Genomic DNA, 22,457 nt, shown 5'->3' on the forward strand with positions numbered 1-22,457 from the left:
GACCGTCGCATCGATCTTTGATGATCAACGGGGAGCCGCATTGAAGCGTAGGGATGTTTTTCTGGCCGTGGCCGCCGCCGGAGTGGGCGCGCTGGTGGCGCCGTCGCCGGCGTTCGCGGCGGGCCTACCGGCCCTGGTGACGAACCCGGCCCAGGCCGACCGCGAGTTCGTCCTCTGGCTGTCGGTTCACGATCCGCGCAGGTCCGTCCGGGAGGCGGCCACGGCGGCCCTGGCCACCGCCGCGCAGGTCACGGCGTTCCTCGCCACCGGCTACCAGGCCGCGCTGGACCAGGCGGCACAGATCCGGGCGAGCCACCTCGACTTCGCCAACGGCAAGGCGGCCGCGCATCCGGCGTCGTCGTTCCCGTGGGTCGCCGCGGCGGCCCGGCGCGCGATCGAGGGCACCGATGCGGAGCGGGCCGAGTTCGCCGGCGCCGGCTACGCGGCGGCGCTGCGCGACGATCAGGCCGGGATTGCGTACGACGACGGCGCGGCCCTGGTGGCCCCGGCCGACTGGGACTTCCTCTCGACCCTGGCCACCCTCGACGCGGGCCCCGGCATCCATCAGCGTGTTCGGTACGTGGACACCGACGCCGACCTGGCGGAGTTCCTGCGCCACGGCCTGCTCAGCGCGGCCGCCGTGGAACTCGAGTCGCTCCGGGCGCAGTACGTCGCCGACGAGTGGGCGAAGTGGCCGGAGGTGCGGTTCCGGACTGTGCAGGCCACCGAGATCGAGCAGGCCGCCCGGGCGGGCGCCGCGAGCCCCGCCACCGCCGTGCAGGCGTGGCAGCAGCTGATCGAGCGGTTCAACCGGCAGCCGTCGTACTGGTCCCAGGGCCAGCGGCTGGCGCGGACCCGCAGCGAGGCGTGGGGTCGCGTCTCCCAGCGGGCCGGCGCGTCGTCGACCCCCTACCTGGACCCGATCGTCGGCGACGCGGCGGCCGTCCGCGGCCGGTGGCTCACGGAGGCCGACGGCGCCGCCGAACGGTCGGCCTGGTGGACCACTCTGATCCGGTACGCCGAGGACACCGTCATCGACTGGATGCACTCCTGACCGGCGCCAGAATGCGGTCGGCGAGGGTGTCACCGCGCACGAAGGCGGCCGGTTCGTCGTCGTCGGAGTAGTCGTCGGGGTGCAGGATCCGTTCGGCGATCGGCTGGGCGGGGCCGGGCACCCCGGCCGTCCGCAGGGCGTCGGCGAGGCGGGCGACGACGTCGGAGTCCGGCGCCTCGAAGTGCACGATCATCGGGGCCAGGAGCAGCAGCAGCCGGGCGCCGATGATCGGCTCGGGCTGGCGGGCGGCGAGCGCGGCCACCTCGTCCCAGGTGAGGCCCCGCCCGAAGGCGCCGCCCTCGTCGGTGGCGACGGTGATCGCGTCCGCGCCGTCCGGCACGAGCAGGTAGTCGACGCCCTCGTCCTCGTCGAGGTTGCGGTAGACGACCGCGAGCCGCGCGTCCCGGCCGGTGTCGAACGTGAACACCGGCCAGGCCGCGTGGTCGGTGAGCCGCCGGTAGGCCGCCTCCACCTCGTCGAACGGGATGCCGAACAGGGCGGCCACGTCCTCCATCGGGTCCATCAGGTGCGGACCGAGGTGGGCCGGCCAGAACGCGGCCGCGCCGAGCAGGGCGCCGCCGTCGTCGAGCGGGCCTCCGTCGTACCCGGGAATGGTTTTCATGAATTGATCGTCAGGGTGCGCTCGGCGAGCTGGAACGCCGGCAGCATGCCCGGATGCTCGTCCGCTCCGAACGGGCTGAGCTGCACGACCATGGCGCCGTCCTTGGTGTTCAGGGCGAACGCCGAGTACTTGCTCTGGTGGTCGAGCTCCTTGCTGTAGGACTCCCAGGTGACCTCGGCCGCCTGCCCGCCGCCGATCTGCACGTCGGAGTAGGTGACCCCGGACACCTCCTTGCCGCGGGCGCTCGCCTTGACGAACATCTTCAGGTGGTCGCGGGGCGCGCCGGACAGCCCGCCGGCGACGTGCACGCGCAGGAAGCCGATGTTCCCGGCCGGTTTGGCGTCGACCTCGCAGCGGACGGTGAAGACACCGACCCGGGCCAGCTCGGCCAGCTCACCAAGCGCCTCGACGTCGACCGCCTTCGGCTCCCAGTCCTCCGCCAGCTCGAACGAGACCGGCAGCTCGCAGGCGCTGCCCGCGGCCCCGACCCGGACGGCGGCAGCGCTGGCGGGGGCGGACGGCGCCTTGGCTTGCGGGGTGGACGACGAGGCGCCGGAACAACCGCCGACCGCCAGAAGCGCGGCCACGGCAACCTTGGAGATCTTCACGAGCACGGGAGCTTATCGGGTCGCCGGATGGGGACTGCGGAGACCGCCCGGGTGTGGCGCCGGGCCTGGCCGGGCGCACGTTCGGGCGGTCCGAGCCGTGATGGCCGCACACGGACGACGTCGTGTGTGCGGCCATCACGGCTATGTCCCGAGTAGGCGGCCACGACGCCGCTATCGTGTGCGCCCACCCGCCCTGAACGTGAGCTCGTCGAGGGAGCGGACGCGGCGGACCCCGGCGCCGGGGTGGGCGCCGGCGCGGTCGAGGAGCACGGCGGCCAGGCCGGCGTTCTGGGCGCCGAGCACGTCCTTGCCGAGCGAGTTGCCGACCATCAGCGTCTCGGCCGGGGCCGTGCCGAGCAGGCCGACCGCGTACCCGAACGCCCGCGGATCCGGCTTGCCGGCGGGCAGCACCGACGACGCCACCAGCAGGTCGATCTCGCCGGCCAGGCCGAGCCGGTCCACTTTGCGGCGCTGCTGGCCCTCCTCGCCGTTGGTGAGGATGCCGACGGTCAGCCCGGCCGCCCGGGCCCGCCGCAGCGCCGGCACCGCGTCGCCGAAGATCGACCAGCCGGCCTCGTACCGTTCCAGATATCCGGCGAACAACTCGTCCGCCTCGGCGTCGGTCATCTCCCGGCCGAGGAACTCCCGCACCCGGTCGCGCCGCTGCCCGGTGAAGGTGACCTCCCGCCGCTGGTAGCGCGCGTAGTGCCGGTGGGAGATCCCGGACCAGCGCCGGGCCACCCCGGTATCGGTGACACCGAGCGTCGCGGCCCACGCCACGACTGCGGCGTCGGAGGCGCTCTCCTGGTCCACCAGGGTGTCGTCGAGGTCGAACAGCACGGCACGCATGATCCGTAGCGTATGGGGGACGGATGCGGGCATGACCGACGACAGTCCGATTCTCGTTCTGGGTGGCACCGGCACGGTCGGCAGCCGGGTGGCCGCACGATTGCGCGACGACGGCCGGGAGGTCCGGGTCGCGAGCCGGCACGGTGAGCAGCGGTTCGACTGGGACGATCCGGGGACGTGGGCGGCCGCGCTGTCCGGCGTACCGGTGATGTTCGTGCTCCTGCCCGATCGGTTCGGGATGCCGGAGGCATTCCTTCCGTCGGCGCTGCGCGCCGGGGTCCGGCGGGTGGTCCTGCATTCCGACCGAGGGCTCGGCGTCATGCGGCTCGATCATCTACACAAGGCAGAGCGAGAGGTACGGGAGAGCGGCTGCTCCTGGACGATCGTCCGCCCCGACTGGTTCCACCAGGACTTCGAGACGTTCTTCCGGGACGCTGTTGTGGCCGGACGGTTGTGTCTGCCGGTTCCGTCGGCGCGGCAGGGGTTCATCGACGCCGACGACATCGCGGCGGTCGAGGTGGCCGCGCTGACCGGTGACGAGCTGGCCGGGCAGGTGCTGGAGGTAACCGGGCCGCGGGCGCTGTCGTTCGGTGAGGCGGCCGGGGAGATCGAGCGGGTCACCGGGCGGCCGCTGGTGTTCGACGGCACGGCCGACGGCTACCGGCGGACGATGCGCGCGGGCGGCCTGCCGGACGAGATGATCGACGCGCTGGTCGCCGATTTCACGACCCTGGAGGAGCGCGGTGACAGCGAGCCGACCGGTGTGGTCGAGAAGGTGCTGGGCCGTCCGGGCCGCGACTTCGCCGACTATGCGAGCGACGCCGCGGCCCGGGGCGTGTGGTCCTAGGGTGCCTGGAAACCGGCTTCGGTGAGGACCTTCACGCCGTCGGCGGAGAGCACGTAGTCGATGAACGCCTGCCCGCCCGTGGTGTTGGCGGCACTCTTGAGCAGGGCGATCGGGTAGTCGTTGATCGCCTTGGCGGACTCGGGGAACTCGATGCCGTCCACGTCGGCGGCGGACGCCTCGGCGTCGGTGCGGTAGACCAGGGCCGCGTCGACCTCGCCGAGCTTCACCTTGGACAGGGCGGCCTTCACGTCCTGCTCCAGGGTGACCGGGGTGAGTTCGACAGCGGCCGCCTCGAGGGCGGTCCTGGCGGCGGCGCCGCACGGGACGGCCTCGGCGCAGAGCGCCACCTTCAGGTCGGGTTCGGTCAGGTCGGCGAGGCCGGTGATGCCTTTCGGGTTGCCCTTGGCGACGGCGATGACGAGCTGATTGCGGACGAACGTGACCGGGTTTTCGGCGCTGGTGACGGCCTGCATGTTCTTCGGGGAGGCGGAGGCGAACACGTCCGCCGGGGCGCCCTCGTTGATCTGGGTGGCCAGCCCCGAGCTGCCGCCGAAGTTGAAGGTGACCTTACTGCCCGGGTGGGCGGCCTCGAACTGCTTGCCGAGGGTGGTGAACGACTCGGTGAGCGAGGCGGCGGCGAAGACGGTGACCGCGCCGGTCTCGCCTTCGTCTTTGCTGTCACCGCAGCCGGCGAGCCCGAGGGTGAGAAGAACCGCGAGTCCGGCCGCGGTGGCGAAACGTTTGATCACCGGCCCACCATAGCGGCAGACATCTGCGGCTGCATATCGCCTCATCGACCGCATCTGCATAGAGGCCAAGCCATATGACGCCGCAAATGCCGGTAAGACCGTGGGTAGCGGCGAAGATCATGCCTGGCCGTAGGCTGGGGCCGTCACGAACAGGCCGTACGCAGGGAGAGATCGTGGGAACCCCGTGGGATCAGGCGTACGTCATCGCCCGGGACGCCGCCGATCCCCTGCCCGGCCGGACCGTGCCCGTGGAGGAGGCGCTCGGTCAGGTGCTCGCCGGGCCGGTGCGCTGTGTCCGGCCGGTGCCGGCGTTCGACAACGCGGCCATGGACGGTTACGCGGTCGCCGGCGACGGGCCGTGGACCGTACGGGGACGCGTGCTCGCCGGCCACGCCGCCGGAGTGCCGCTGAGCCCCGGTGACGCCGTGGAGATAGCGACCGGGGCGCCGGTGCCGGACGAGGCCGAGGCGGTGCTGCCGTACGAGGAGTGCACGGTGACCGCGGGCGCCGTGCACGCGGCGCGCGGGCAGCGGGCGCACATCCGGCGGGCCGGGGACGCGCTCGCCGCCGGGGCGGTGGTCGTTCCGGCCGGCCGTGTCGTGACGGCCACCGTGGTCGCGGCCGCCGTGCAGGCCGGGGCGCAGACGGTGTTCACGCATCGTCCGCCGACCGTGTCGCTGCTGGTCACCGGCGATGAGGTGATCACCCGTGGGGTGCCGGGGCCGGGTCAGGTGCGGGACAGTTTCACCGAGCCGGTCGCGGCGGTCACCACCCGGGCCGGCGGATGCTTCCAGGACAGCCGCCATCTGCCCGACGACCCGGACCGGCTGGCCGCCGCCCTCGCCGGGTCGCGCGCGGAGGTGATCGTGGTGAGTGGATCGTCGTCGAAGGGGGCCGCCGATCACCTGCACACGCTGCTGGCCGCGGAGAAGGCGACCTGGCTGGTGCAGGGCGTGCGATGCCGTCCCGGGCACCCGCAGGGCCTGGCGGTGCTGCCGGACGGGCGGTTCGTGGTGAGCTTGCCGGGGAACCCGTACGCCGGCCTGGTCGCGGCCTTGACCCTGCTCGAACCGCTGGTGGCGACGCTGGCCGGACGCCCGCCGGGCCCGCTGCCGACCGCGGCGGTGACCGGCCGCACCCGGCTGATGCCCGGCGGCGTCCGCATCGTCCCGGTGACCGGCGGCCGCATCGCGGGCCCGGGCGGTTCGGCGGGTCTGCACCTGGCGGCCATCGCCGACGCCCTGGCCGTCCTGCCCGACACGTGGACCGACGGCGCCGCCGCCCCGCTGCTCGCGCTGCCCTGAAAATCCGGGTGAGAATCCGCCCCGGGTGCCTTTAGGATCGTCGGCAGCGGTGGGCGGCTCCTCGCGGCGCTTCCTTCTTGAACAGACATTTTGGTAAAATGCCCCATAGCGTCTCGGCTTTCCGCCCACCGCTTCACCTCAGCCGTGCCAGCGCGGCACCTCCTGGCACGGGTGCAGGTCGGTGTCGGCGGTGGCGTGCGAGTTCTGGACGGCCACCTCGGTGCCGAAGTCGAGGTAGTCGCGCAGCGCCGTCCGGGTGCGGGAGTCGCCGGGCAGGCCGGTGCGGTCGGCGGCGGCCAGGAAGAGGTCGATGAAACGCTGCCGCCGATCCTCACGGATCGACTTGCCGCGATGCGCCTCCAGGAGCGCCGGAAAACCGCCGAGATCATCGGTGTACGTGGTGGGCCCGCCGAACACCTCGGCCAGGAACGCGGTCAGGTGGTCGATGTGTTCTGGGTGCCCGTCACCGAAGAGCGGGTGCAGAAGTGGATCGGCGAGAACGGTCGGATACCAGTCGGCGACCAGACGGTGCAACGCCTCGCGGCCGCCGACATGTTCGTACAATGTGGTCTCAACACCGGTCATGATTACACAATTACACGCTGCTTGAACTGTGGCAATGCCCAAACGGCCACCACTGGCGCGAAGCCGGCGGCGGCCGTCGGGAACGTCAGCCCAGCGGCTGGCCACCGATCGGGACGAACCGATCGAAGCCGCCGACGAAATTGACCTGGATCAGGCCGTAGAGACGGTTGTCGGTGCCCCGGACGAAGACCTGGTCGGCCACCGTCCGGCCGGCGAACGGCGCGGCGCCGGTGGAGACCGGGTTGCCGGTGCCGATGCCGCGCAGGTTGATGTAGCCACCGAACCGGGTCGAACCGGGCGGGCGACGGTTACGGCCCCGTCCTCGAGGCCGCGGGCGAAGATCCGGGTCTGCGGCGGCTGGGAGCCACGCGGCGGGATCTGGACCGCCGCGATCTCGCTGGAGATCAGCAGCCCGGGGATCACCTCGAAGCCGCTGGGCGTGTCGAACGCGGCGCCCAGCGCGGTGACCGGCCGGTTGAAGATGTCCCGGCCGAACACCTGCGCCCCGTCCGGGGTCAGGACGCCGGTCGGGTCGCCGAGGACGACCATGCCGGTGGAGACGAACGGGTCGTAGGTGTTGGCGGTCGGGTTGCCGCGGCTGTACAGGATCGCGCCGTCCTGTCCACGGTTGACGATGAACCGGCCGTTCGGGTCGGCGGCCGGGGTGCTGAGCGCCGTGACGTCCGGGGGCAGCGGGGCCGCGGCCGCGACGGCCGGCGACGGGACGATCCCGATCACCGTGGCCGCGGTCACGCCGGTCAGCGCGTACCCGAGGGCTCTGCCGAGCTTGAGCATTCTTCCTCCCCGTTTCGGGTTTCGTGTTCGGGAGGAAGCGTGGCCGCGGCGGCTTGCGGAAATGTTGTGGCGAGTCAGTGGTCCGGCTCGGCTTCGCCTTCGCCCAGTCCGGCGAGCGCTCTTGCCTGCTGGTCACGCGCGCCGGTTCCCACGGCCAGTTCAAAGGCGCGGCGGTACGAGGTGAGCGCACGTTCGTGGTCGTCACAGGCGGCGTAGGTCTCGCCGAGGCCGTTGAGCGCCGACGCCTGCCCGAACCGTTCGCCCAGGTCGTCGAAGATGTCCAGGGCCTGCTGGTGATGTTCGCGCGCCCGCCCGTGGCGCCCGAGCCGCCGCTCCTGCGCGCCGAGACTGTCCAGGGTCCACGCCTGGCTGCTGCGGTGCCCGAGTTCCCGGAACAGTGCCAGGGCCTGCCGGTGCCCGTCGGCCGCCACCGCGTGCCGGCCACTGCGCGACTCGACCTCGCTCAGGCTGTTCAGGGCCCACGCCTCGCCGAACCGGTGCCCGGACCGCTGGTGCATCGCCAGCGCCCGTTCGGCGTGCCCACGAGCCGTGCCGACGTGGCCGAGCCGGGCCTCGACCGAGGCGAGCCGGGTGCGCACGTGTGCCTCGCCGGTGCGGTCGCCGAGCCGCCGGAACCGGTGCAGCGCCTGTTCGAACCGCTGGGCGGCGCTCTCGTACCGGCCGAGTTGTTCCTCGATCATCGCGAGGTTGCCGAGCGCCCGGGCCTCCCCCACCTCGTCGCCGCCCCGCGACGAGAGCCGCAGCGCCTCCTCCAGGCGCTCGATCGCCACCGGGTGCCGGCCCTCCTGCGCGTACGTGTAGGCGAGCGCGTTCAGCGCGTACGCCTCGCCGGGTTCGTCGCCGAGGTCCCGGGCCGCGGAGCGGGCCGTCTCGAAGACGACGACGGCGGCACTGTGCTGGTCGCCGTCGAGGTAGCGGTACAGGATCGCGGCGAGCCGCACGGTCACGGCCGGTGCCTGGTGGGCGGCGGCGTGCACGGCGATCGCGGTGAGGTTCGGCAGTTCGGTGTGCAGCCAGTCGCGTGCCGTCTCCGGTTCGGCGAAGTCCGGCACCGGCCCGGTCGCCGTCACCGGTGGCCGCCGGCCGGCCTCGCCGGGGTAGAGCACCTGCATCGCCGCCGAGGCCGCGCCCAGATAGTGGTCGTAGAGGCGGGCCAGCGCGGCCGGCCCGTCGGCGGCCCGTTCGGCGGCGTACGCCCGCAGCAGGTCGTGCAGCCCGTACCGGTCGTCGGCGAGCCGGTGGATCAAGTGCGCCCGGGTCAGGGCGGCCAGCGACTCGCGCACCGGGCGGCCGGACAGCGCTGCGGCGGCGAGCGTGTCGATCCATGGGCCGGGATGCAGGCCGAGCAGCGCGAACAGGTCAACGGCCGCGGCCGGCAGGTGCCGCAGCGACCAGGAGAAGACGGCCCGGACCGCGGCCCGTGGATCACCGCCGTCGCTGAGCAGGTCGAGGCGGCGCTGTCCGGCCAGTTCGGTGGTGAGGGCGCGGAGGGTGGCGTCCGGCCTGGACGCGGCGAGTTCGGCGGCGATCCGCAACGCCAGCGGCAGCCGGGCGCACTGTTCGACCAGCATCGCGGCCGCCGCCGGCTCCCGGGTGACCCGGTCGCCGACCAGTTCCCGCAGCAGCCCGGCCGCGGCCGGCTGGGTCAGCACGTCCAGAGGAATCCGCCGGGCGCCATGCACCGAGACGAGCCCGGCCAGTGAATCACGGCTGGTCACCAGGACCGCGCAGGTGGGCGCGCCGGGCAGCAGGTGGCGAACCTGCTCGACGGTGGCGGCGTTGTCGAGCACCACGAGCATGCGGCGGCCGGCCAGCTGGGTGCGGTACTGGGCCGCGCGCTCGTCCAACCCGGCCGGCGCCGCCCGGCCCTGCGGCAGGACCGCGGCGAGCAGGGTGCCGAGCGCCTCCATCGGCGTCACCGGTTGTTCCGGGTCGAAGCCGCGCAGGTTGACGTACAGCTGGCCGTCGGGGAACCGGTCGCGGGCCCGGTGCGCCCAGTGCACGGCCAGGGCGGTCTTGCCGGCGCCCGGTGTGCCGGTGAGACAGACGATCGGCGGGGTTCCGGGCCGGTCGAGTTCGGCCAGTTCCGCGGCCCGGCCGGTGAACGCGGGCACGTCGGCGGGCAGCTGCGCGGGCACCGGCCGGATCGTGACCACGGCCGGATCGTTGCTCAGCACCACCTGGTGGGCGGCCTGGAGAGCCGGTCCCGGGTCGGCGCCGAGCTCGTCGCGGAGCAGGCGGCGGATCCGGTCGTAGCGGATCAGCGCGTCGGAGGGCCGGCCGGCCGCGTGCAGGGCCCGGATCAGCGCCTCGGTGGCCGGTTCGAACATCGGCCGCTGCTCGGCCAGCTCGGTCAGCGGCGCCAGCACCGTCTCGGCCCGGCCGTCGCGGATCTCGGTGTGCGCCCAGGCGACGACCGCGGCTGCGTGCTCGTCCCACAGCGTCTCGCGGATCCGGTCGGCCCACACACCGCCGACACCGGACAGGGGCTCACCCTGCCAGAGATCGAGGGCGGCACGGGCTTCGCCGCGCGCCAGCAGGGTCCGGAACCACAGCACGTCGACCTGCTGCGGGTCGGCGTCGAGCAGATAGCCTCCGGACGTACGGATCAGCGGCTGGTCCGTGGCGTCCCCGAGCACGCGGCGCAGCCGGGCCACATAGGCGTAGATCGATCGGCGAGCCCCCGGCGGCGCCGTCTCACCCCACACCCGCCCGATCAGCGTCTCCAGGGCGACCGGCCGTCCCGCCTCGAGCAGCAGCACCGCGAGCACGGCACGCTGACGCGGCTCCCCGGCCGGCACCACCCGTCCCCCGGCCCGGACCTCGACCGCCCCCAGCACCCGGAACTCCATGCCGCGGTCCACGACCACACGATATAGACACCTGTCGAATGCGTAGGCTGGCCGGCATATACGTCGCGGAAGACCCACACATCTCTGCTCGTCTCCACCACTTCCTGCGGGCGCGCTCGCACCGCCGTCCACGAACGAGCGAGTCGGTGATCCGGTCCTCGCTCCCGGCCGGCGACATCGTCGAGACGATGGTCCGGTTCGAGGAGCGTTACGGCGGCCTGGCCTACACCGTCCGGGGCGGCAACGACATGGAGTACGGTCTGGACGGCCCTCCGTCGGTGCACGCCACCCCGTTGGGCCCGGCCTTCGACGGGATCCTGGACGGAGACTGGACCTGGGGCCTGAGCGTCCTCGCCGACGGCCGTACCGCCATGGGACCCGGGCGGTGGCCGTTCCGGGTCATCGACCGGTCCGTCGATCAGCGCCTGGAACGGCATGCCCTGATGGCCGAGATACACGGCTGGTTCCATCGCACGTTCGAATGCCGGACCCCCGCGCACGTCCCGCCGGTGGCCGACGAGAGCGTGCTGCCGCCACCGGTGCCCGAGGCGACCGGCCCGGCCGAGTGGTGGTGGTGTTCCGAGGACGTCGCGGTCCAGGCGACGCTGAGCGGATGGCCCCCGGACCGGGACAGATGGACGGTCCGCTACTTCGCCCGCACCCCGCAACAGGCCGCCGAGGCGAATCCCACGATCTACGCGGCGACCGTCCACGAGACGGTCCCCGCGGCCCTGTGCACCCTGTGCTGCCAGGCCATCGAACCGGGCAGGACCTGCGCACGCTGACGCGCCGCCGCTTGATCAACAACGGTAGAGTGCCCGCCATGCGCGCGCTCGCCGACCTGATCGACATCGAGGATTCCGCCTGGCCGGAGATCCGGAACGCCGTCGCGGGCGCACCCTGCCCGGTGACGGTCCTCCCCGCCGACCGGGGCCGGGCCGACGCGGAGCTGGAGCGGGTGCAGGTGACGACCCGGTCGTGGCTGGGCGCGGTCGTGCACCGTACCGGTGGGCTGGTGATCGACCACGGCTGGCTGCGCGTCTTCGGTTCCGGCAGCGCCGCCGACCGGCTGGCGTCGCTCGGCGAGATGAACCCCACCGACGGCCCGCTGCTGGTCGGCGTCGACGTGCTGGGTGGCCGGTTCGCCTGGGCCGCCGACGGCGGCACGCCGTCGATCCGCTATTTCGCGCCGGACAGCCTGCGCTGGGAGGACCTGGAGATCGGGTACGGGCACTGGCTGGCCGCGATGCTCGGCGGCGGGACGACGCGGTTCTACGCGGACCTGCGCTGGGACGGCTGGGCCGAGGAGGTCGCCGGGTGTGGCCTGGACCAGGCGATCTCCCTGTTCCCGCCACCGTGGACCGTCGAGGGCAAGGACCTGAACGCAGTCTCCCGCCACCCGGTCCCGATGGCCGAGGCCCTGTCCCTGCAGGACCTCTGATGCGCCGCGTCTGGCTCCTCCTCGCCGCGCTCGTGGCCGCAACCGGCCTGGCACTCGGCGCCGCGGTCTGGTTCGGTGTCCCCCTCGACGGCGGCCCGCTTCGGCAGATCCCGCTCGGCCAGCCGGTCACCGTGACCCTGCCGGAACGCGGCGCGATGCTCTGGGTGACGACCGAGGGCGGCCGGGTCAGCTGCGAGATCGTGGGCGTCCAGCCGGAGCGGGGCCTGTCCTCGTTGATGCTTCCCGATCAAAGCCTTACGGCGCGAACGGACGGCCAGACCTGGCACCCGGCCATGCTGCTGACGGCCTACCCGCCCGGCGAATACACGCTCACCTGTACATCGAGCGAGACGTCCCTGGCCACCGCCGAGGCCCCCCTGATCCGCGACTTCCGGACCCGGGCCGTCGCGCTGCTGGCAGCGGCGATGCTGACCGTCGCGGGCCTGGGAACTGCCGCGATCGTGGCACTGCGCAGCGGCGCATCCGGCCGCCGGGCGGGCGGTCCCGGCTGGTCGTGAGGCTGTCTGAAACGGCCCTGACCCTGCTGGTCGATTGCCCCTCTGTCCGTTCCTCCGGCTCGTTGCGCCGACCAGCGCACACGTAACGGGTTCCGTGGTCGCCCGCCCGCGTCATAGCGGCAGGCAGGGCACACGAACGGCGCGAACGTGAGCGGCCGCCGGGCCCGACGGGGGCGCGGCACGGGCCGGAATGGGCAGCCGGCTCGCGGGGCGGGGCGGGACCGCCCTGATGGAACGGGACGGCGTCGCGCGTACCAAAGGTATCTGCCGGGAATCGGGCGGCTCTGGAAGGGCATGGGTGATGTACGGGTCCGGGCGTACCTGCTCGGCGAGTTCCGGTTGGTGGTGAACGGCCGCCTGATCGACACCGGGGCGAGCCGTCGCAGCCGGGACCTGATCGCCTATCTGCTCACGCATCGGGAGTCGGCGGTGCCCCGGGACGTACTGACCGAGACGTTCTGGCCGCGTGCCCGCCCGACGGCGGCGCGTAACAGTCTGTACGTGGCGCTGACCGGGGCGCGGCGGATGCTGCGGCCGGCCGAGTTGATCGAGCGGTGCGGGGAGGGTTACCGGATCGTCCGCTCGGCGCGGGTGTGGACGGACGCCGACGAGTTCGAGCGGTGCTGCCGGGAGGGCCGGCGGGCGGTGGATCCGGCGGAGGCGGCGCGCTGTCTGGAGGCGGCGGGTCTGCTGTTCCGGGGTGGGTTCCTGGCGGATCAGCCGTACGCGGAGTGGGCGGCCGCCCGACGTGAGGCGCTGCGGGCGCTGGCGCTGGAGGCGCAGAGCCGGCTGGTGGTGCTGTACACCGAGCGTGGTGACCACGGCCCGGCCGCGACGCTGGCCCGCCGGATCCTCGCCGACGATCCGTGCAACGAGGACGTGCATCGCGGGCTGATGCTGTGTTATGCGCGGACCGGGCTGCGGCATCTGGCGCTGTTGCAGTACCGGCAGTTGGTCGCGACGCTCTGGGACGACCTGCGGGTGCGCCCGGCGGGTGAGACGACCGAACTGTACGAGCGGCTACGCCAGCCGGCGTAGCCGCTCGTGGTCGGTCACTGGATGGTGAAGGTGTCGCTGATCTCGTTGGAGACGCTGGTGTTGACGCCGGCGGTGACGGTGTAGGTGGCCACCAGCTCCATGACGTCGCCGGAGCTGACGCTGGTGAGCGCGCCGAAGGGCACCCGCAGCCGCACGGTCCGTGGCGTGTTGTCCTCGGGCTTGAGTGGCTCCTTGAACTCGGCGAAGGCGACCCGCGTCGCGGTGCTCCGGTCGACGACCGACACCTGGAGCAGGTGCTCGTCGACGAACTCGTTCAGGCCCTCGCCGATCTCGACGTCGGCGAGGACGTCGAACGGCTTGGCCGGGTCCAGTACCGAGATGCTGAAATCGGTATTCTTGCGGACCGGGTAGAGAGAGTTGATCTGGGCGTCGAAGGCGTTGGGAGCGGCCATGGTCTTCTCCTCGTCCTCAAGGGTGTGGCTGACCGGCAGACCACACCCGGCGGCGCTTACCGGGCTCTTAATCGGGGTGTCATCCCTCGCGTGTCGGTTGGGCGACAGTCCCTGGTGCGGGCCCCTCGGAGCCGGTTACGCAGAGGCGACCGAAGGAGACTCCGATGGAGCCGAACGAGACGGCCGCGCTGGTGCACCGGGCGGCCGCCGGTGACAGCCGCGCCTGGGAGGCGCTGGTCAGGGCGTACGCGGGGCTGGTCTGGTCGGTCGCGCGGGCGCACCGGCTCGGTTCCGCCGACGCCGAGGACGTGGCGCAGACGACGTGGGAGCGGTTCGCCCGGTCGCTGGACGCGATCAAGGAGCCGGAGCATGCGGGCGCCTGGCTGGCGACGACGGCGCGGCGGGAGTCGCTGCGGGTGCTGACCGCCCGCAACCGGGTGACGCCGACCGGGGATCTGGCGTGGACCGGGGCGTCGCCGGCGGCAGAGGACGTGGTGGTCGCCGGCGACGAGGAGGTGCGCCGGGCGGAACTGGCCGGCCGGGTGTGGCGGGCGCTGGACCGGCTCGGTGACGCCTGCCAGCAATTGTTGCGGGTGCTGATGGCCGAGCCGCAGCCGTCGTACGCGGAGGCCGCCGCCGCCCTGGACATGCCGATCGGCTCGCTGGGCCCGACCCGTCGCCGCTGTCTGGAGAAACTTCGCCGGCTCGTGGATGTATCAGAGGCGCGGGGACGTGCTCATGAGTGACATGGAACTGGACGCCGTGCTACGGGGGCTGATCGCCCGGGCGGATCCGATGCCCGAAGCGGTGGAGCGGTACGCGCTCGCGGCGTTCGCGTTCCGGACGGCCGACGAGGACTTCGCCGATCTGGAGTGGGACTCGTTGATCGACGCCGCGGCGCTGACCCGGGGCCCGGACGACACCAGGATGCTGGTGTTCGGCCCGGCCGGCCCGGACGGTGTCCGCATCCATCTGGGGGTGACCCGCACCGCGGGCGGGTTCGAACTGGACGGGTCGGTCGAGCCGGCCGGTCACACCGAGGCCGAACTGCTTCATCACGGGGGCACCGTGCGCCGGCCGATCGACGCCGCGGGCAGGTTCGATGCGGACCTGCCCGCGGTGCGGTCGTTCCGGGTACGGCTGCGGGGCGCCGCCGCACCGATCGTCACCGGGTGGGTGGCGATCGGCTGACGCCGAGAGAGCGAGAGAATAATGCCCGAGCCGACCGAATTCCCGAATCCGTGGCAATTCGATCCACGTATCCGACAGAGCGGCAACGTCTACTACATGGCCGACGAGGTTCTCGTCGCGACCCCCGACGTGGGGGTGGTCCAGGGAGAACTGGAGAACGAGCTGGGAGCCCGCCGCCCTCAGGTGGCGGGCCGCAGCATGTCCCGGGTGACCCGGTTCATCCTGCCGGGCGCCGCCGGCGGCCGCGGACGTCGTTCCACGCTGGACGCGCCGGCGATCGTCCGGCGGCTGCGGAACCGTCCGGACCGTCCGCGGGTCGGCCTGAACCACGTCTTCGCCGGCAACGGGATCTTCACCGGTCAGCCGAAGCTGCACGGTGGCGCCGGCACGGACCCGCGGGCCACCCCCTACCCGCTTCCGGCGCCGGAAGCCCCGGTGGTGGGCAGCCGTCCGGTGAAGGTGGCGATCCTGGACACCGGTATGGATCCGGCCTCGCTGGCGCTGCCGATCTTCGCCCAGCACCCGTTGCACGGCACGCACGAGATGGACACCGTCTACGAGAACCCGGCCACGCAGGCGATCAGCCTGATGGGCGGGCACGGCACCGCGGTGGCCGGGATCGTGGCCCGGTACGCGCCCAACGCCGAGCTGACGTCGATCCAGGTGCTGAACCAGTTCGGTGTCACCGACGAGCTGAACCTCACCGCCGCGCTCGAGCGGGCCGCGGCGGCCGGGGCGGAGATCGTCGTCATGTCGCTGGGCGGCGCCCTGCTGCCCGAGGAGAGCGTCGACGAGCTCGCCACCATGTTCGACGTCCTGCCGCCCGGGACGGTGCTGGTCGCCTCGGCCGGCAACACCGAGACGGAGATCGAGGACTACTTCCCGGCCCGGGCCGGGCGGGTGACCTCGGTGGCCGCCATCGACACCACCGACGGTCAGAAGGCCCCGGCGTCGTTCAGCAACTCCGGGGACTGGATCACGGCGTGCGCGCCCGGCGTGGGGGTGCACTGCGCGTACCCGGCCGGCACCTGGAACTACACGGCCAACGGGGCGCCGGTCGTCTCGACCGGCTACATCGCCTGGAGCGGCACCTCGTTCTCGGCGCCCTATCTGGCGGCCCGGATCGCCGCCGGCACGATGGAGAACGGGACGGCCGCGGACGCCGCGGAGAAGCTGAAGGCCGGCCTGACCGGCGGGTTCCGGCGGTACGGCGGCTTCCTGGACGCGCCGCCGGACTTCCTGGCGCCCTAGCCGGCGCCGTAACACACGAACGCCGCCGCGGCCGGATCATCGACCGCGGCGGCGTCCTGTGCGGCGGCCAGCGCGGCCGCCGGCCCCCGCCCGGCGCGCAGCTGTTCGTGCAGGTGGAGCATCACCTCGAGGGTGGCGCCGTCACGGACCGGCGCGACCGTGGCGATCACCGACCGGGCGCCCATCGCGAGCAGCGCCGCCGCGAATCCCATCAGCTCGTCGCCGCGGTGCACGGTGGACAGGCCGGAGTCGCAGGCGGACAGCACCACCAGGCCGGGCGGGCGGCGCAGCGTCTCCAGGTCGTAGGCGGTGAGCGGGCCGTCGCCCAGCCGCAGCGCCGAGAACTGCGGATTGTCGGCGCGGAAGGTGCCGTGCGCGGCGATGTGCACCCGCCCGGCGCCGTCGACGGCCCGCAGCACTCGGGTCACCGCGGCATCCGGGCCGGTCAGCGCCGGCGTCCCCGGATAACTGGCGGACAGCGAACCGATCTCGTCGGCGGCGCCCGGCAGGCCCGGCCCGGCGACCAGCACGGTCCGGTCGCCGGCCGGGACAGCGGTGACGGCCCGCAGCCAGGTGGCCGCGCTGGGCACGACCGTCACGGCACGGTCCCGGCAGCCGGGCAGCATCCGCCACGGCACCCCGTGCAGCCGCCCGGACGGCACGATCACCAGCCCGGCGCCGCCGATCCGCGCCCGCAGCGGGCCGAACAGCATCCGGTCCAGGCGGTTCGCCCCGGACCGCACCGGCAGGTCACGCACCGCCATCCGGTGCAGCGCGAAGCGCAGCGCCCGTACCTCGGCGTTGATCTGCTCGACCGGCCCCAGCTCGTGCCGGCTCAGCCGCCCGCCGGCCAGCACCACGGCGTGCAGCGTGCCGGCCACACTGATCAGTTCGATCAGGACCCGGCCGGCCAGGTGGGTGGTCAGGGCCGCGGGGCCGCATCCGGCCGCGTGTGCCGAGCTTTCTCCGGGCCGGGTACGGCGTACGCGCTCGCGGATCGACCGTTCCAGCTGGGTCTGGCGCTGGCTGTGCCGGCGCGCGTCGCGTCCTTCGGCGAGTGCCTGTTCCCGAACGGCTACGACCGCCCGCAGTTCGGCGATCTCGGCGGCCAGCCGTGGGTCGGTGGGCGGCCGGGCCGGGCGTAGTTGCTGGGCGGCGGCCCGGCCGCGTTCGGCCCAGGTGAGCATGTCCCGCGCCGACCCGTCCGCCACCGCCAGCGACAGGGCGGTGGCGATCAGGTCGAGGCCGTGTTCGGCGGCCCGCACCCGCAGTTCGGTGGCGCCGAGGGTGAGCCGGTGCTCGTCGAGCGCCCGCAGCCCGGCCCGCAGCGCCGCCTGGGCGCCGCGCCGGTCACCGGCGGCGATCCGCAGCAGCGCCTCGGCGTGCCAGGCGCTGACCCGCTGGGCGGCCGGACCGCCGGACCGGGCCCGCCCGGCCTGCCGCAACAGTTCGGTGGCCTGCGCGGTGCGGCCGGCGGCGAGCGCGCAGCGGGCGGCGATCAGGGTGGCGTCGGCGGCCGGGGCGGCCCATCCGGCGGTGCGCAGTTCGGCGGCGGCGGCCAGCGCGGCCCGCAGCACGGCCGGCCCGCGCTGGCCGTCCGTCCAGTCGGTGCGCAGCAGTGTGTAGCGGGCCACCGCCGCCCAGCCGGGCCGGCCCTGCTGGTCGAAGGCGCGGCCGGCAAGGCGGGCGGCGTGCCGGGCGGACTCCAGGTCGCCGCAGGCCAGCGCGGCGGCGGCGAGCAGCAGGCGGGCCTCGGCCAGGTCGGCGGCCATCCGGCGGCGGGTGAGCTCGGCGACGGCGGCGGCCGCCACGTCCCGCGCCTCGTCGTGCAGGCCGGCCGAGAGCAGCACGTCACACCGGTCCATCATGATCATCGCGGCGGGCAGGTGGTGGGCGCTGTAGTGCTCCTCGGCCGCGTCCAGGTGGGTGAGCGCGGTGACGATCCGGCCGGCCCGCCCTGCGGCGAAACCCCGGTTCCAGCGCACGTCGGCGACCGCCAGATCCTGCTCCAGCTCGCGGTAGAGCTGCTCGGCGCGGACCAGGTCGGCCTCGGCGGCGTCCGGCCGGCCCCGGTACGCCTGGAGCACACCCCGGTTGTTCAGCAGTTTCGCCTCCCACAGCAGGTCGCCCTCACGCCGGAAGACGGTCAGGGCGCCGCCGTACTGGCGCAGTGCGGCCTCCAGCAGGCCCTGCCGCTGGGCGACGACGGCCAGCTGATGCCGTAGCCGGGCCGCTTCCAGTCCTTCCAGGTGCGCTGCGGCGGCCTCGCCGAGGCGTACCGCTTCGTGGATGTCGCCCTGATCGGCGCGCACCAGGGCGAGCGTCATCCGGGCCCGGGCCGCGTGCACCGGAAGGCCGTTGCCGTCGGCGACGGCGACCGCCCGCCGCAGGTGCCGGGCGGCCGAGCGCACGCTGTGGGTCTCCCGCCCGGCCAGGCCGAGCACCCGCTCGGCGGCCGACTCGGCCGCGGCGTCCCCGGCCCGGCGCGCGGCGGCCCGAACCCGCAGCGCCGTGGCCCGCGCCCGCCAGGGGTCGGTGGGGACCAGCCGCATGGCGGTGCCGGCCTCGTCTTCCAGATCGCGTTCCCGCACTGTGGACTCCCGACACTCGGTCTTTACCAGACACTTAAGAAAGCGGCGGACGCAATGGGGTTTACGGTAGCCTCCCGATGATCATTGCAGCGCTGTAAAGGAGTCTTCCCGTGCCCGTGCCCGCCCTGGTGGCCGCGGCTTGGCGCCGTGCCGCCGAGCTGGACTTCCCGATGTCCTGCGAGGACCCGGCCGGCCCGCTGCTGGCCACCCTCGCCGCCACGGTCCCCTCCGGCGGCCGGGTCCTGGAGCTGGGCACCGGCGCCGGCGTGGGAACGTCCTGGCTGGTCAGCGGCCTGACCGGCCGCACCGACGCCACGATGACCACGGTGGAGCTGGACGCCGGCCTGGCCGCCGCGGTCCGGGCCGCGGACTGGCCACCGTTCGTGGAGATCCTCACCGGCGACGCCTGCGCCCTGCTGCCCACCCTGGGCGCCTTCGACCTGATCTTCGCGGACGCGCTGGCCGGCAAATGGGAGGGCCTCGACCTGACCCTGGCGGCCCTGTCCCCCGGCGGTGTCCTGATCGTCGACGACATGGACCCGACCCGCTACCCGGAGCCGGAGCACCGGGCCAACGTCACCCGCGTGGAGGAGACCCTGGCCAACCACCCGGACCTGGTGTCGGTCCAGCTCCCGGTCGGCTCCGGCTTCACCATCGCCACCCGCCGCCGCCCGTGACCGACGTCAGCGACGGATCTCCGCCACGTCGGTGGTCCGCCGCGCGAAGCCGCGCTGCCGGGCAGGTCCGCGGCCTTAGGGTGTGCGGCTGTGAAGCGATCGATCCTGGTGATGGCGGGGCTGGCGATGGTGGTCCTGGGCGGATGCAGCAACGATGAGCCGGCCGCGGCCGGAGGCCCCGAAGCAGCCGTGGCGACCGAGGCGGCCGGTGGGACGGAGGCGGCGCCGAGCCCGGAGCTGACGGGTTCGGCCGAGTTGCGGTGCCTGATCGAGGGCAGCCCGTGGCACGTGTCCAAGACGGACCTGGAGACCCAACTGCAGGGCGTGATGCAAGGGATCGACGTGACCGGCGTGCACATGACCGGCGATCAGACCCTGACGGTGACACCGGCGCTCAAGGCGACCTTCACCGACGGCATCACCACGACGCTCACGGCGGACCTGGGCGGCGGGATTACCATGCGGGTCACTCAGAAGCACACCGGGACCGCGTCCGGCGGGTGGCAGGTCGACGGGAACACGCTCACCCCGCACGGCGCGTGGACCGGCGGCATCAAGATCGACAACAAGGTCACGATCAACGGGCGTTCGGCGAACGCCCCGATCCCGGTGCCGGAGAACCCGCTGGGCGACGTCCCGATGACATACACGTGCGTGGACGGCGTCCTCAATCTGCAGGCGCAGGGATCACCCTTCATCTACCTGTTCCGCTGACCAGGCCATGCCGAGCTCGAAGCGGGTGCCTACGCCGTAGTGGGCCATCGCCTCGGCGATCCTGCGCTCGACGGTGCGCTGCGATGTGCACTGCGCGGTGGCGATCGCCCGGTCGGACATGCCGAGCGCGAGCAGTCGCAGCACGCCGTGGAACTCCGGCTTCGGCGCCCGGTATGGCGCGGCGGCCTGCCAGACCGTCTCGCAGTACGCGGCGGTGAGCGCCCGGATCGCCGGATCGTGGACGATCATGATGCTGGGCGGCGGATCATCGCCCCAGGTCAGCGGCAGCGCGCACAGCACCTCGGGGTCGGAGTAGAGCCAGCTCGCCACCCGCCGGGCCAGCCGCACGCGCAGACCCGCCCGGATCAGCACGTCGATCACCGCCCGGTCGTCGTCGGTGACCACGGCCGCGGCGGGCAGCACGGCGCGGGCGTGCCGCATGCCCTCGGGGTACGGGCCGACGACCTCGGCGAGACTGGGGGCGATCACGTCGCGCAGGACGCCGAGCGACGGGTAGAGGTTGATCGGGGCGCGCGGCGGGGTCAGCGCGGCGTGCCGGGCCCAGGCCCGCCACTGCTCCTCGTGGCCGTGCACGACCTCGACGCCGACGGTGATGCGCGGATGGTTCTGCCACTCCCGGGTCAGGGCGGGCAGCACCGCGATCAGGCCGGCGGTCGCGCGCGCCTGCCGGGCCAGCACCGCGGCGGGCTCGTCGTAGCTGAGCCGGTCGCCCGTCTGCGCGACGAACCCGGCCCGGATCAGCCCGTCGAGCGGGCCGTCGTCGAGGCCGAGGGCGGGCAGGTCGGATCGGCGGGCAGGTCGGGCCTGCAGGAGGGAAACCAGCAGGCGCAGGGCCGGTTCGGTCACAGCGTCGGAACTCTAGCCGTTCCCGCCCCGGCGCGCGAGAGCCGGTCGAGGTGGACGGCGGTCAGGGGTGGGTCAGGCGGGTCGTCGACTGGATGTGGGTGACTATCGCTTCGCGGCCAGGGCGGGCTTCGGGGACCGGGAGCAGTGGGTAGACGTGCAGGGCGCCCGGCTCCTCGTGATAGGTGAGCGGGACCGAGGACGGCAGGCGGTCGCGGAGCAGGCGGCAGTCGGCCAGGGTGATGTCGCGGGTGCCGACCAGGATCTGCAACGGCGGCAGGCACGACAGGTCGCCGAAGAGCGGGCTCAGGCGCGGGTCCTGCAGGGACAGCGAACCCGCCCAGGAGGCGGCCATCGGGCGCAGGCCCGGACGGCGCAACCAGGGATCGTAAGGTTCGATCAGGTCGACCTCCGGGTTGCTGATCGACAGGTCGAGCCAGGGGGCGATCGCGGTCAGGCCGGCCACTCCCCCGGCCTCACCCGAGACGGCCTGGGCGGCCAGCAGCGCGAGGCCTCCGCCGGCGGAGTCGCCGGCCAGGTAGCAGCGGCGGCCCTCGGCCACCAGGTCGGCGATCACCGCGGTGACGAACGAGCACGCGGCGAGACCCTGGTGGTCCGGCGCGAGGCCATAGATGGGCACGGCCACCTCATGCCCGGTACGCGCGGCGAGGTGCCCGATCAACGACCAGTGCTGGCTGACGATCTCGCTCGTGTAGGCGCCGCCGTGCAGGTAGATGACGGTCACCCCGGTGTCCGGGCCGGACGGGCGGACCCGGTGCAGGTCGAAGCCGTGCGTGCGGGAGGTGCTCACCCCGTACCGTCGAATGATCGCCGAAGGCGGCTCGGAAGGCCCCTTCGGGCGCGCGAGTGTCCGCAGCCCGGCCTCTTCGCTGATGAATTTCCGCTGGTAGGCGAGCCGCGTGAAGGCCGCAACAATATTCATCTGCCAACTCGCCACAGTGACTCCCGGCTGCTCAGGTCGCGGTGAAGAGGACGGCGCGTCCCGCGGCGGCGGCGCGCTGGTAGAAGTTCACGACATCGGCGAAATCGGTCCAGAGGAGTTCGAAGTCGTAGTCGCGCTCGCTGGCTGGCAGCAGGGTGTCGAATCGTTGGCGCAGCCCGGCCCGGTCGATGTCGCGCAGCGCAGCGGCCACGTCACGGACCTGGGCGGCGTCGACGTACACGACGTAGTAATCGTCGTGCATGCCGTGACCGCCGAGGATGGCGTGTGACAGCGGGTAGTCGCCGGCGTCCGGGTCGAGGCTGCCGTCGGTGAGGCAGCGGTGGATCTCGTCCCAGGCCTTGTCGGTGTCGACCTTGAGCTGGTCGTCGTCCCAGTTCTCCTCGATGTCCCCGAGCAGCTCGCCGACCGCGTCGTCGTCGCCGTCCGCGTCGAGCAGCGCTTTCTCCTGATCCGCGGTGATCGCGAAATGCACCCCCAGCATGTCGCAGATCATAGGGCCGATCGAGCGG

The 22,457-nt window shown here is 73.2% G+C and carries 24 protein-coding genes; 12 read left to right on the forward strand and 12 right to left on the reverse strand.

Features of this window, described 5'->3' with window-relative positions:
- Nucleotides 1-40: 40 nt before the first annotated feature.
- Nucleotides 41-1,054 (forward strand): hypothetical protein, encoded by a 1,014-nt coding sequence (locus tag IEZ13_RS30240; protein WP_183224708.1) that lies wholly within the window; start codon nt 41-43, stop codon nt 1,052-1,054.
- Here IEZ13_RS30240 and IEZ13_RS30245 read toward each other — a convergent pair.
- From IEZ13_RS30245 to IEZ13_RS30255, 3 genes are all read right to left on the reverse strand, one after another.
- Entirely contained in the window at nt 1,032-1,676 is a 645-nt protein-coding gene (locus IEZ13_RS30245; RefSeq protein WP_183224709.1) for a hypothetical protein, read from the reverse strand. The genes IEZ13_RS30240 and IEZ13_RS30245 overlap by 23 nt on opposite strands.
- A complete protein-coding gene (locus IEZ13_RS30250; RefSeq protein WP_183224710.1) occupies nt 1,673-2,284 on the reverse strand; it encodes a lipoprotein in 612 nt (203 codons plus the stop codon). The genes IEZ13_RS30245 and IEZ13_RS30250 overlap by 4 nt, the downstream gene beginning before the upstream one ends.
- A 171-nt stretch (nt 2,285-2,455) precedes the next feature.
- A complete protein-coding gene (locus IEZ13_RS30255) occupies nt 2,456-3,133 on the reverse strand; it encodes an HAD family hydrolase (RefSeq protein ID WP_229795216.1) in 678 nt (225 codons plus the stop codon).
- Nucleotides 3,134-3,164: 31 nt separating this feature from the next.
- Here IEZ13_RS30255 and IEZ13_RS30260 point away from each other — a divergent pair, with 31 nt between their 5' ends.
- A complete protein-coding gene (locus IEZ13_RS30260; RefSeq protein ID WP_183224711.1) occupies nt 3,165-3,980 on the forward strand; it encodes an NmrA family NAD(P)-binding protein in 816 nt (271 codons plus the stop codon).
- Here IEZ13_RS30260 and modA read toward each other — a convergent pair.
- Complete coding sequence (modA, locus tag IEZ13_RS30265) at nt 3,977-4,774, reverse strand: molybdate ABC transporter substrate-binding protein (protein WP_183224712.1); 798 nt, start codon at nt 4,772-4,774, stop codon at nt 3,977-3,979. The genes IEZ13_RS30260 and modA overlap by 4 nt on opposite strands.
- A 128-nt stretch (nt 4,775-4,902) precedes the next feature.
- Here modA and IEZ13_RS30270 point away from each other — a divergent pair, with 128 nt between their 5' ends.
- Nucleotides 4,903-6,033, forward strand: a complete 1,131-nt coding sequence (locus tag IEZ13_RS30270) for a molybdopterin molybdotransferase MoeA (protein ID WP_203833950.1) — start codon at nt 4,903-4,905, stop codon at nt 6,031-6,033.
- A 138-nt stretch (nt 6,034-6,171) separates the two neighbouring features.
- Here the strand turns inward: IEZ13_RS30270 and IEZ13_RS30275 are convergent, their stop codons facing one another.
- From IEZ13_RS30275 to IEZ13_RS30285, 3 genes are all read right to left on the reverse strand, one after another.
- A complete protein-coding gene (locus IEZ13_RS30275; RefSeq protein WP_183224714.1) occupies nt 6,172-6,618 on the reverse strand; it encodes a group II truncated hemoglobin in 447 nt (148 codons plus the stop codon).
- A gap of 150 nt (nt 6,619-6,768) precedes the next feature.
- Nucleotides 6,769-7,413 carry a hypothetical protein gene (locus IEZ13_RS30280; RefSeq protein ID WP_183224715.1) on the reverse strand — a complete coding sequence of 215 codons (645 nt, stop codon included), beginning with the start codon at nt 7,411-7,413 and terminating at the stop codon, nt 6,769-6,771.
- A 74-nt stretch (nt 7,414-7,487) separates the two neighbouring features.
- Nucleotides 7,488-10,298 (reverse strand): AfsR/SARP family transcriptional regulator, encoded by a 2,811-nt coding sequence (locus IEZ13_RS30285; protein WP_183224716.1) that lies wholly within the window; start codon nt 10,296-10,298, stop codon nt 7,488-7,490.
- A gap of 134 nt (nt 10,299-10,432) precedes the next feature.
- On the opposite strand from IEZ13_RS30285, the gene IEZ13_RS30290 reads away from it, so the two are divergent.
- From IEZ13_RS30290 to IEZ13_RS30305, 4 genes are all read left to right on the forward strand, one after another.
- On the forward strand, nt 10,433-11,071 hold the full coding sequence (locus IEZ13_RS30290; protein WP_183224717.1) for a hypothetical protein: 639 nt from the start codon (nt 10,433-10,435) through the stop codon (nt 11,069-11,071).
- Between the two features lie 38 nt (nt 11,072-11,109).
- Nucleotides 11,110-11,727, forward strand: a complete 618-nt coding sequence (locus tag IEZ13_RS30295; RefSeq protein WP_183224718.1) for a DUF2625 family protein — start codon at nt 11,110-11,112, stop codon at nt 11,725-11,727.
- Nucleotides 11,727-12,245, forward strand: coding sequence for a hypothetical protein (locus tag IEZ13_RS30300; RefSeq protein WP_183224719.1), 519 nt, complete (start codon nt 11,727-11,729; stop codon nt 12,243-12,245). The genes IEZ13_RS30295 and IEZ13_RS30300 overlap by 1 nt, the downstream gene beginning before the upstream one ends.
- A gap of 294 nt (nt 12,246-12,539) precedes the next feature.
- A complete protein-coding gene (locus IEZ13_RS30305) occupies nt 12,540-13,283 on the forward strand; it encodes an AfsR/SARP family transcriptional regulator (RefSeq protein ID WP_183224720.1) in 744 nt (247 codons plus the stop codon).
- 14 nt (nt 13,284-13,297) lie between these two features.
- Here the strand turns inward: IEZ13_RS30305 and IEZ13_RS30310 are convergent, their stop codons facing one another.
- On the reverse strand, nt 13,298-13,696 hold the full coding sequence (locus tag IEZ13_RS30310; protein WP_183224721.1) for a hypothetical protein: 399 nt from the start codon (nt 13,694-13,696) through the stop codon (nt 13,298-13,300).
- A gap of 164 nt (nt 13,697-13,860) precedes the next feature.
- Here IEZ13_RS30310 and IEZ13_RS30315 point away from each other — a divergent pair, with 164 nt between their 5' ends.
- The 3 genes from IEZ13_RS30315 to IEZ13_RS30325 all read left to right on the forward strand — a co-directional run bounded on the left by IEZ13_RS30315 (nt 13,861) and on the right by IEZ13_RS30325 (nt 16,138).
- Nucleotides 13,861-14,442: an RNA polymerase sigma factor gene (locus tag IEZ13_RS30315; RefSeq protein WP_183224722.1), complete on the forward strand. Its 582-nt coding sequence runs from the start codon at nt 13,861-13,863 to the stop codon at nt 14,440-14,442.
- Nucleotides 14,435-14,887, forward strand: coding sequence for a hypothetical protein (locus tag IEZ13_RS30320; protein WP_183224723.1), 453 nt, complete (start codon nt 14,435-14,437; stop codon nt 14,885-14,887). Before IEZ13_RS30315 ends, IEZ13_RS30320 begins: the two co-directional genes overlap by 8 nt.
- Before the next feature lie 96 nt (nt 14,888-14,983).
- A complete protein-coding gene (locus IEZ13_RS30325) occupies nt 14,984-16,138 on the forward strand; it encodes a S8 family peptidase (RefSeq protein WP_183224724.1) in 1,155 nt (384 codons plus the stop codon).
- Here IEZ13_RS30325 and IEZ13_RS30330 read toward each other — a convergent pair.
- Nucleotides 16,135-18,729 carry a CHAT domain-containing protein gene (locus tag IEZ13_RS30330; protein WP_183224725.1) on the reverse strand — a complete coding sequence of 865 codons (2,595 nt, stop codon included), beginning with the start codon at nt 18,727-18,729 and terminating at the stop codon, nt 16,135-16,137. The genes IEZ13_RS30325 and IEZ13_RS30330 overlap by 4 nt on opposite strands.
- Before the next feature lie 110 nt (nt 18,730-18,839).
- On the opposite strand from IEZ13_RS30330, the gene IEZ13_RS30335 reads away from it, so the two are divergent.
- Both IEZ13_RS30335 and IEZ13_RS30340 read left to right on the forward strand, forming a co-directional pair.
- Nucleotides 18,840-19,406 carry an O-methyltransferase gene (locus IEZ13_RS30335; protein ID WP_183224726.1) on the forward strand — a complete coding sequence of 189 codons (567 nt, stop codon included), beginning with the start codon at nt 18,840-18,842 and terminating at the stop codon, nt 19,404-19,406.
- 90 nt (nt 19,407-19,496) lie between these two features.
- The gene (locus tag IEZ13_RS30340; RefSeq protein ID WP_183224727.1) at nt 19,497-20,120 is read left to right on the forward strand and encodes a hypothetical protein; all 624 of its coding nucleotides are present in this window, start codon (nt 19,497-19,499) and stop codon (nt 20,118-20,120) included.
- Here IEZ13_RS30340 and IEZ13_RS30345 read toward each other — a convergent pair.
- The 3 genes from IEZ13_RS30345 to IEZ13_RS30355 form a co-directional block, all read right to left on the reverse strand.
- Complete coding sequence (locus IEZ13_RS30345; protein ID WP_183224728.1) at nt 20,094-20,987, reverse strand: helix-turn-helix transcriptional regulator; 894 nt, start codon at nt 20,985-20,987, stop codon at nt 20,094-20,096. The two genes, IEZ13_RS30340 and IEZ13_RS30345, sit on opposite strands and share 27 nt — an antisense overlap.
- Before the next feature lie 61 nt (nt 20,988-21,048).
- Nucleotides 21,049-21,927, reverse strand: coding sequence for an alpha/beta hydrolase fold domain-containing protein (locus IEZ13_RS30350; RefSeq protein WP_221245933.1), 879 nt, complete (start codon nt 21,925-21,927; stop codon nt 21,049-21,051).
- Nucleotides 21,928-21,958: 31 nt separating this feature from the next.
- A complete protein-coding gene (locus IEZ13_RS30355; RefSeq protein WP_183224730.1) occupies nt 21,959-22,429 on the reverse strand; it encodes a YfbM family protein in 471 nt (156 codons plus the stop codon).
- Between the last annotated feature and the right edge of the window lie 28 nt (nt 22,430-22,457).

Source organism: Actinoplanes campanulatus, assembly GCF_014647795.1.
In the GTDB taxonomy this organism is placed as follows: domain Bacteria; phylum Actinomycetota; class Actinomycetes; order Mycobacteriales; family Micromonosporaceae; genus Actinoplanes; species Actinoplanes campanulatus.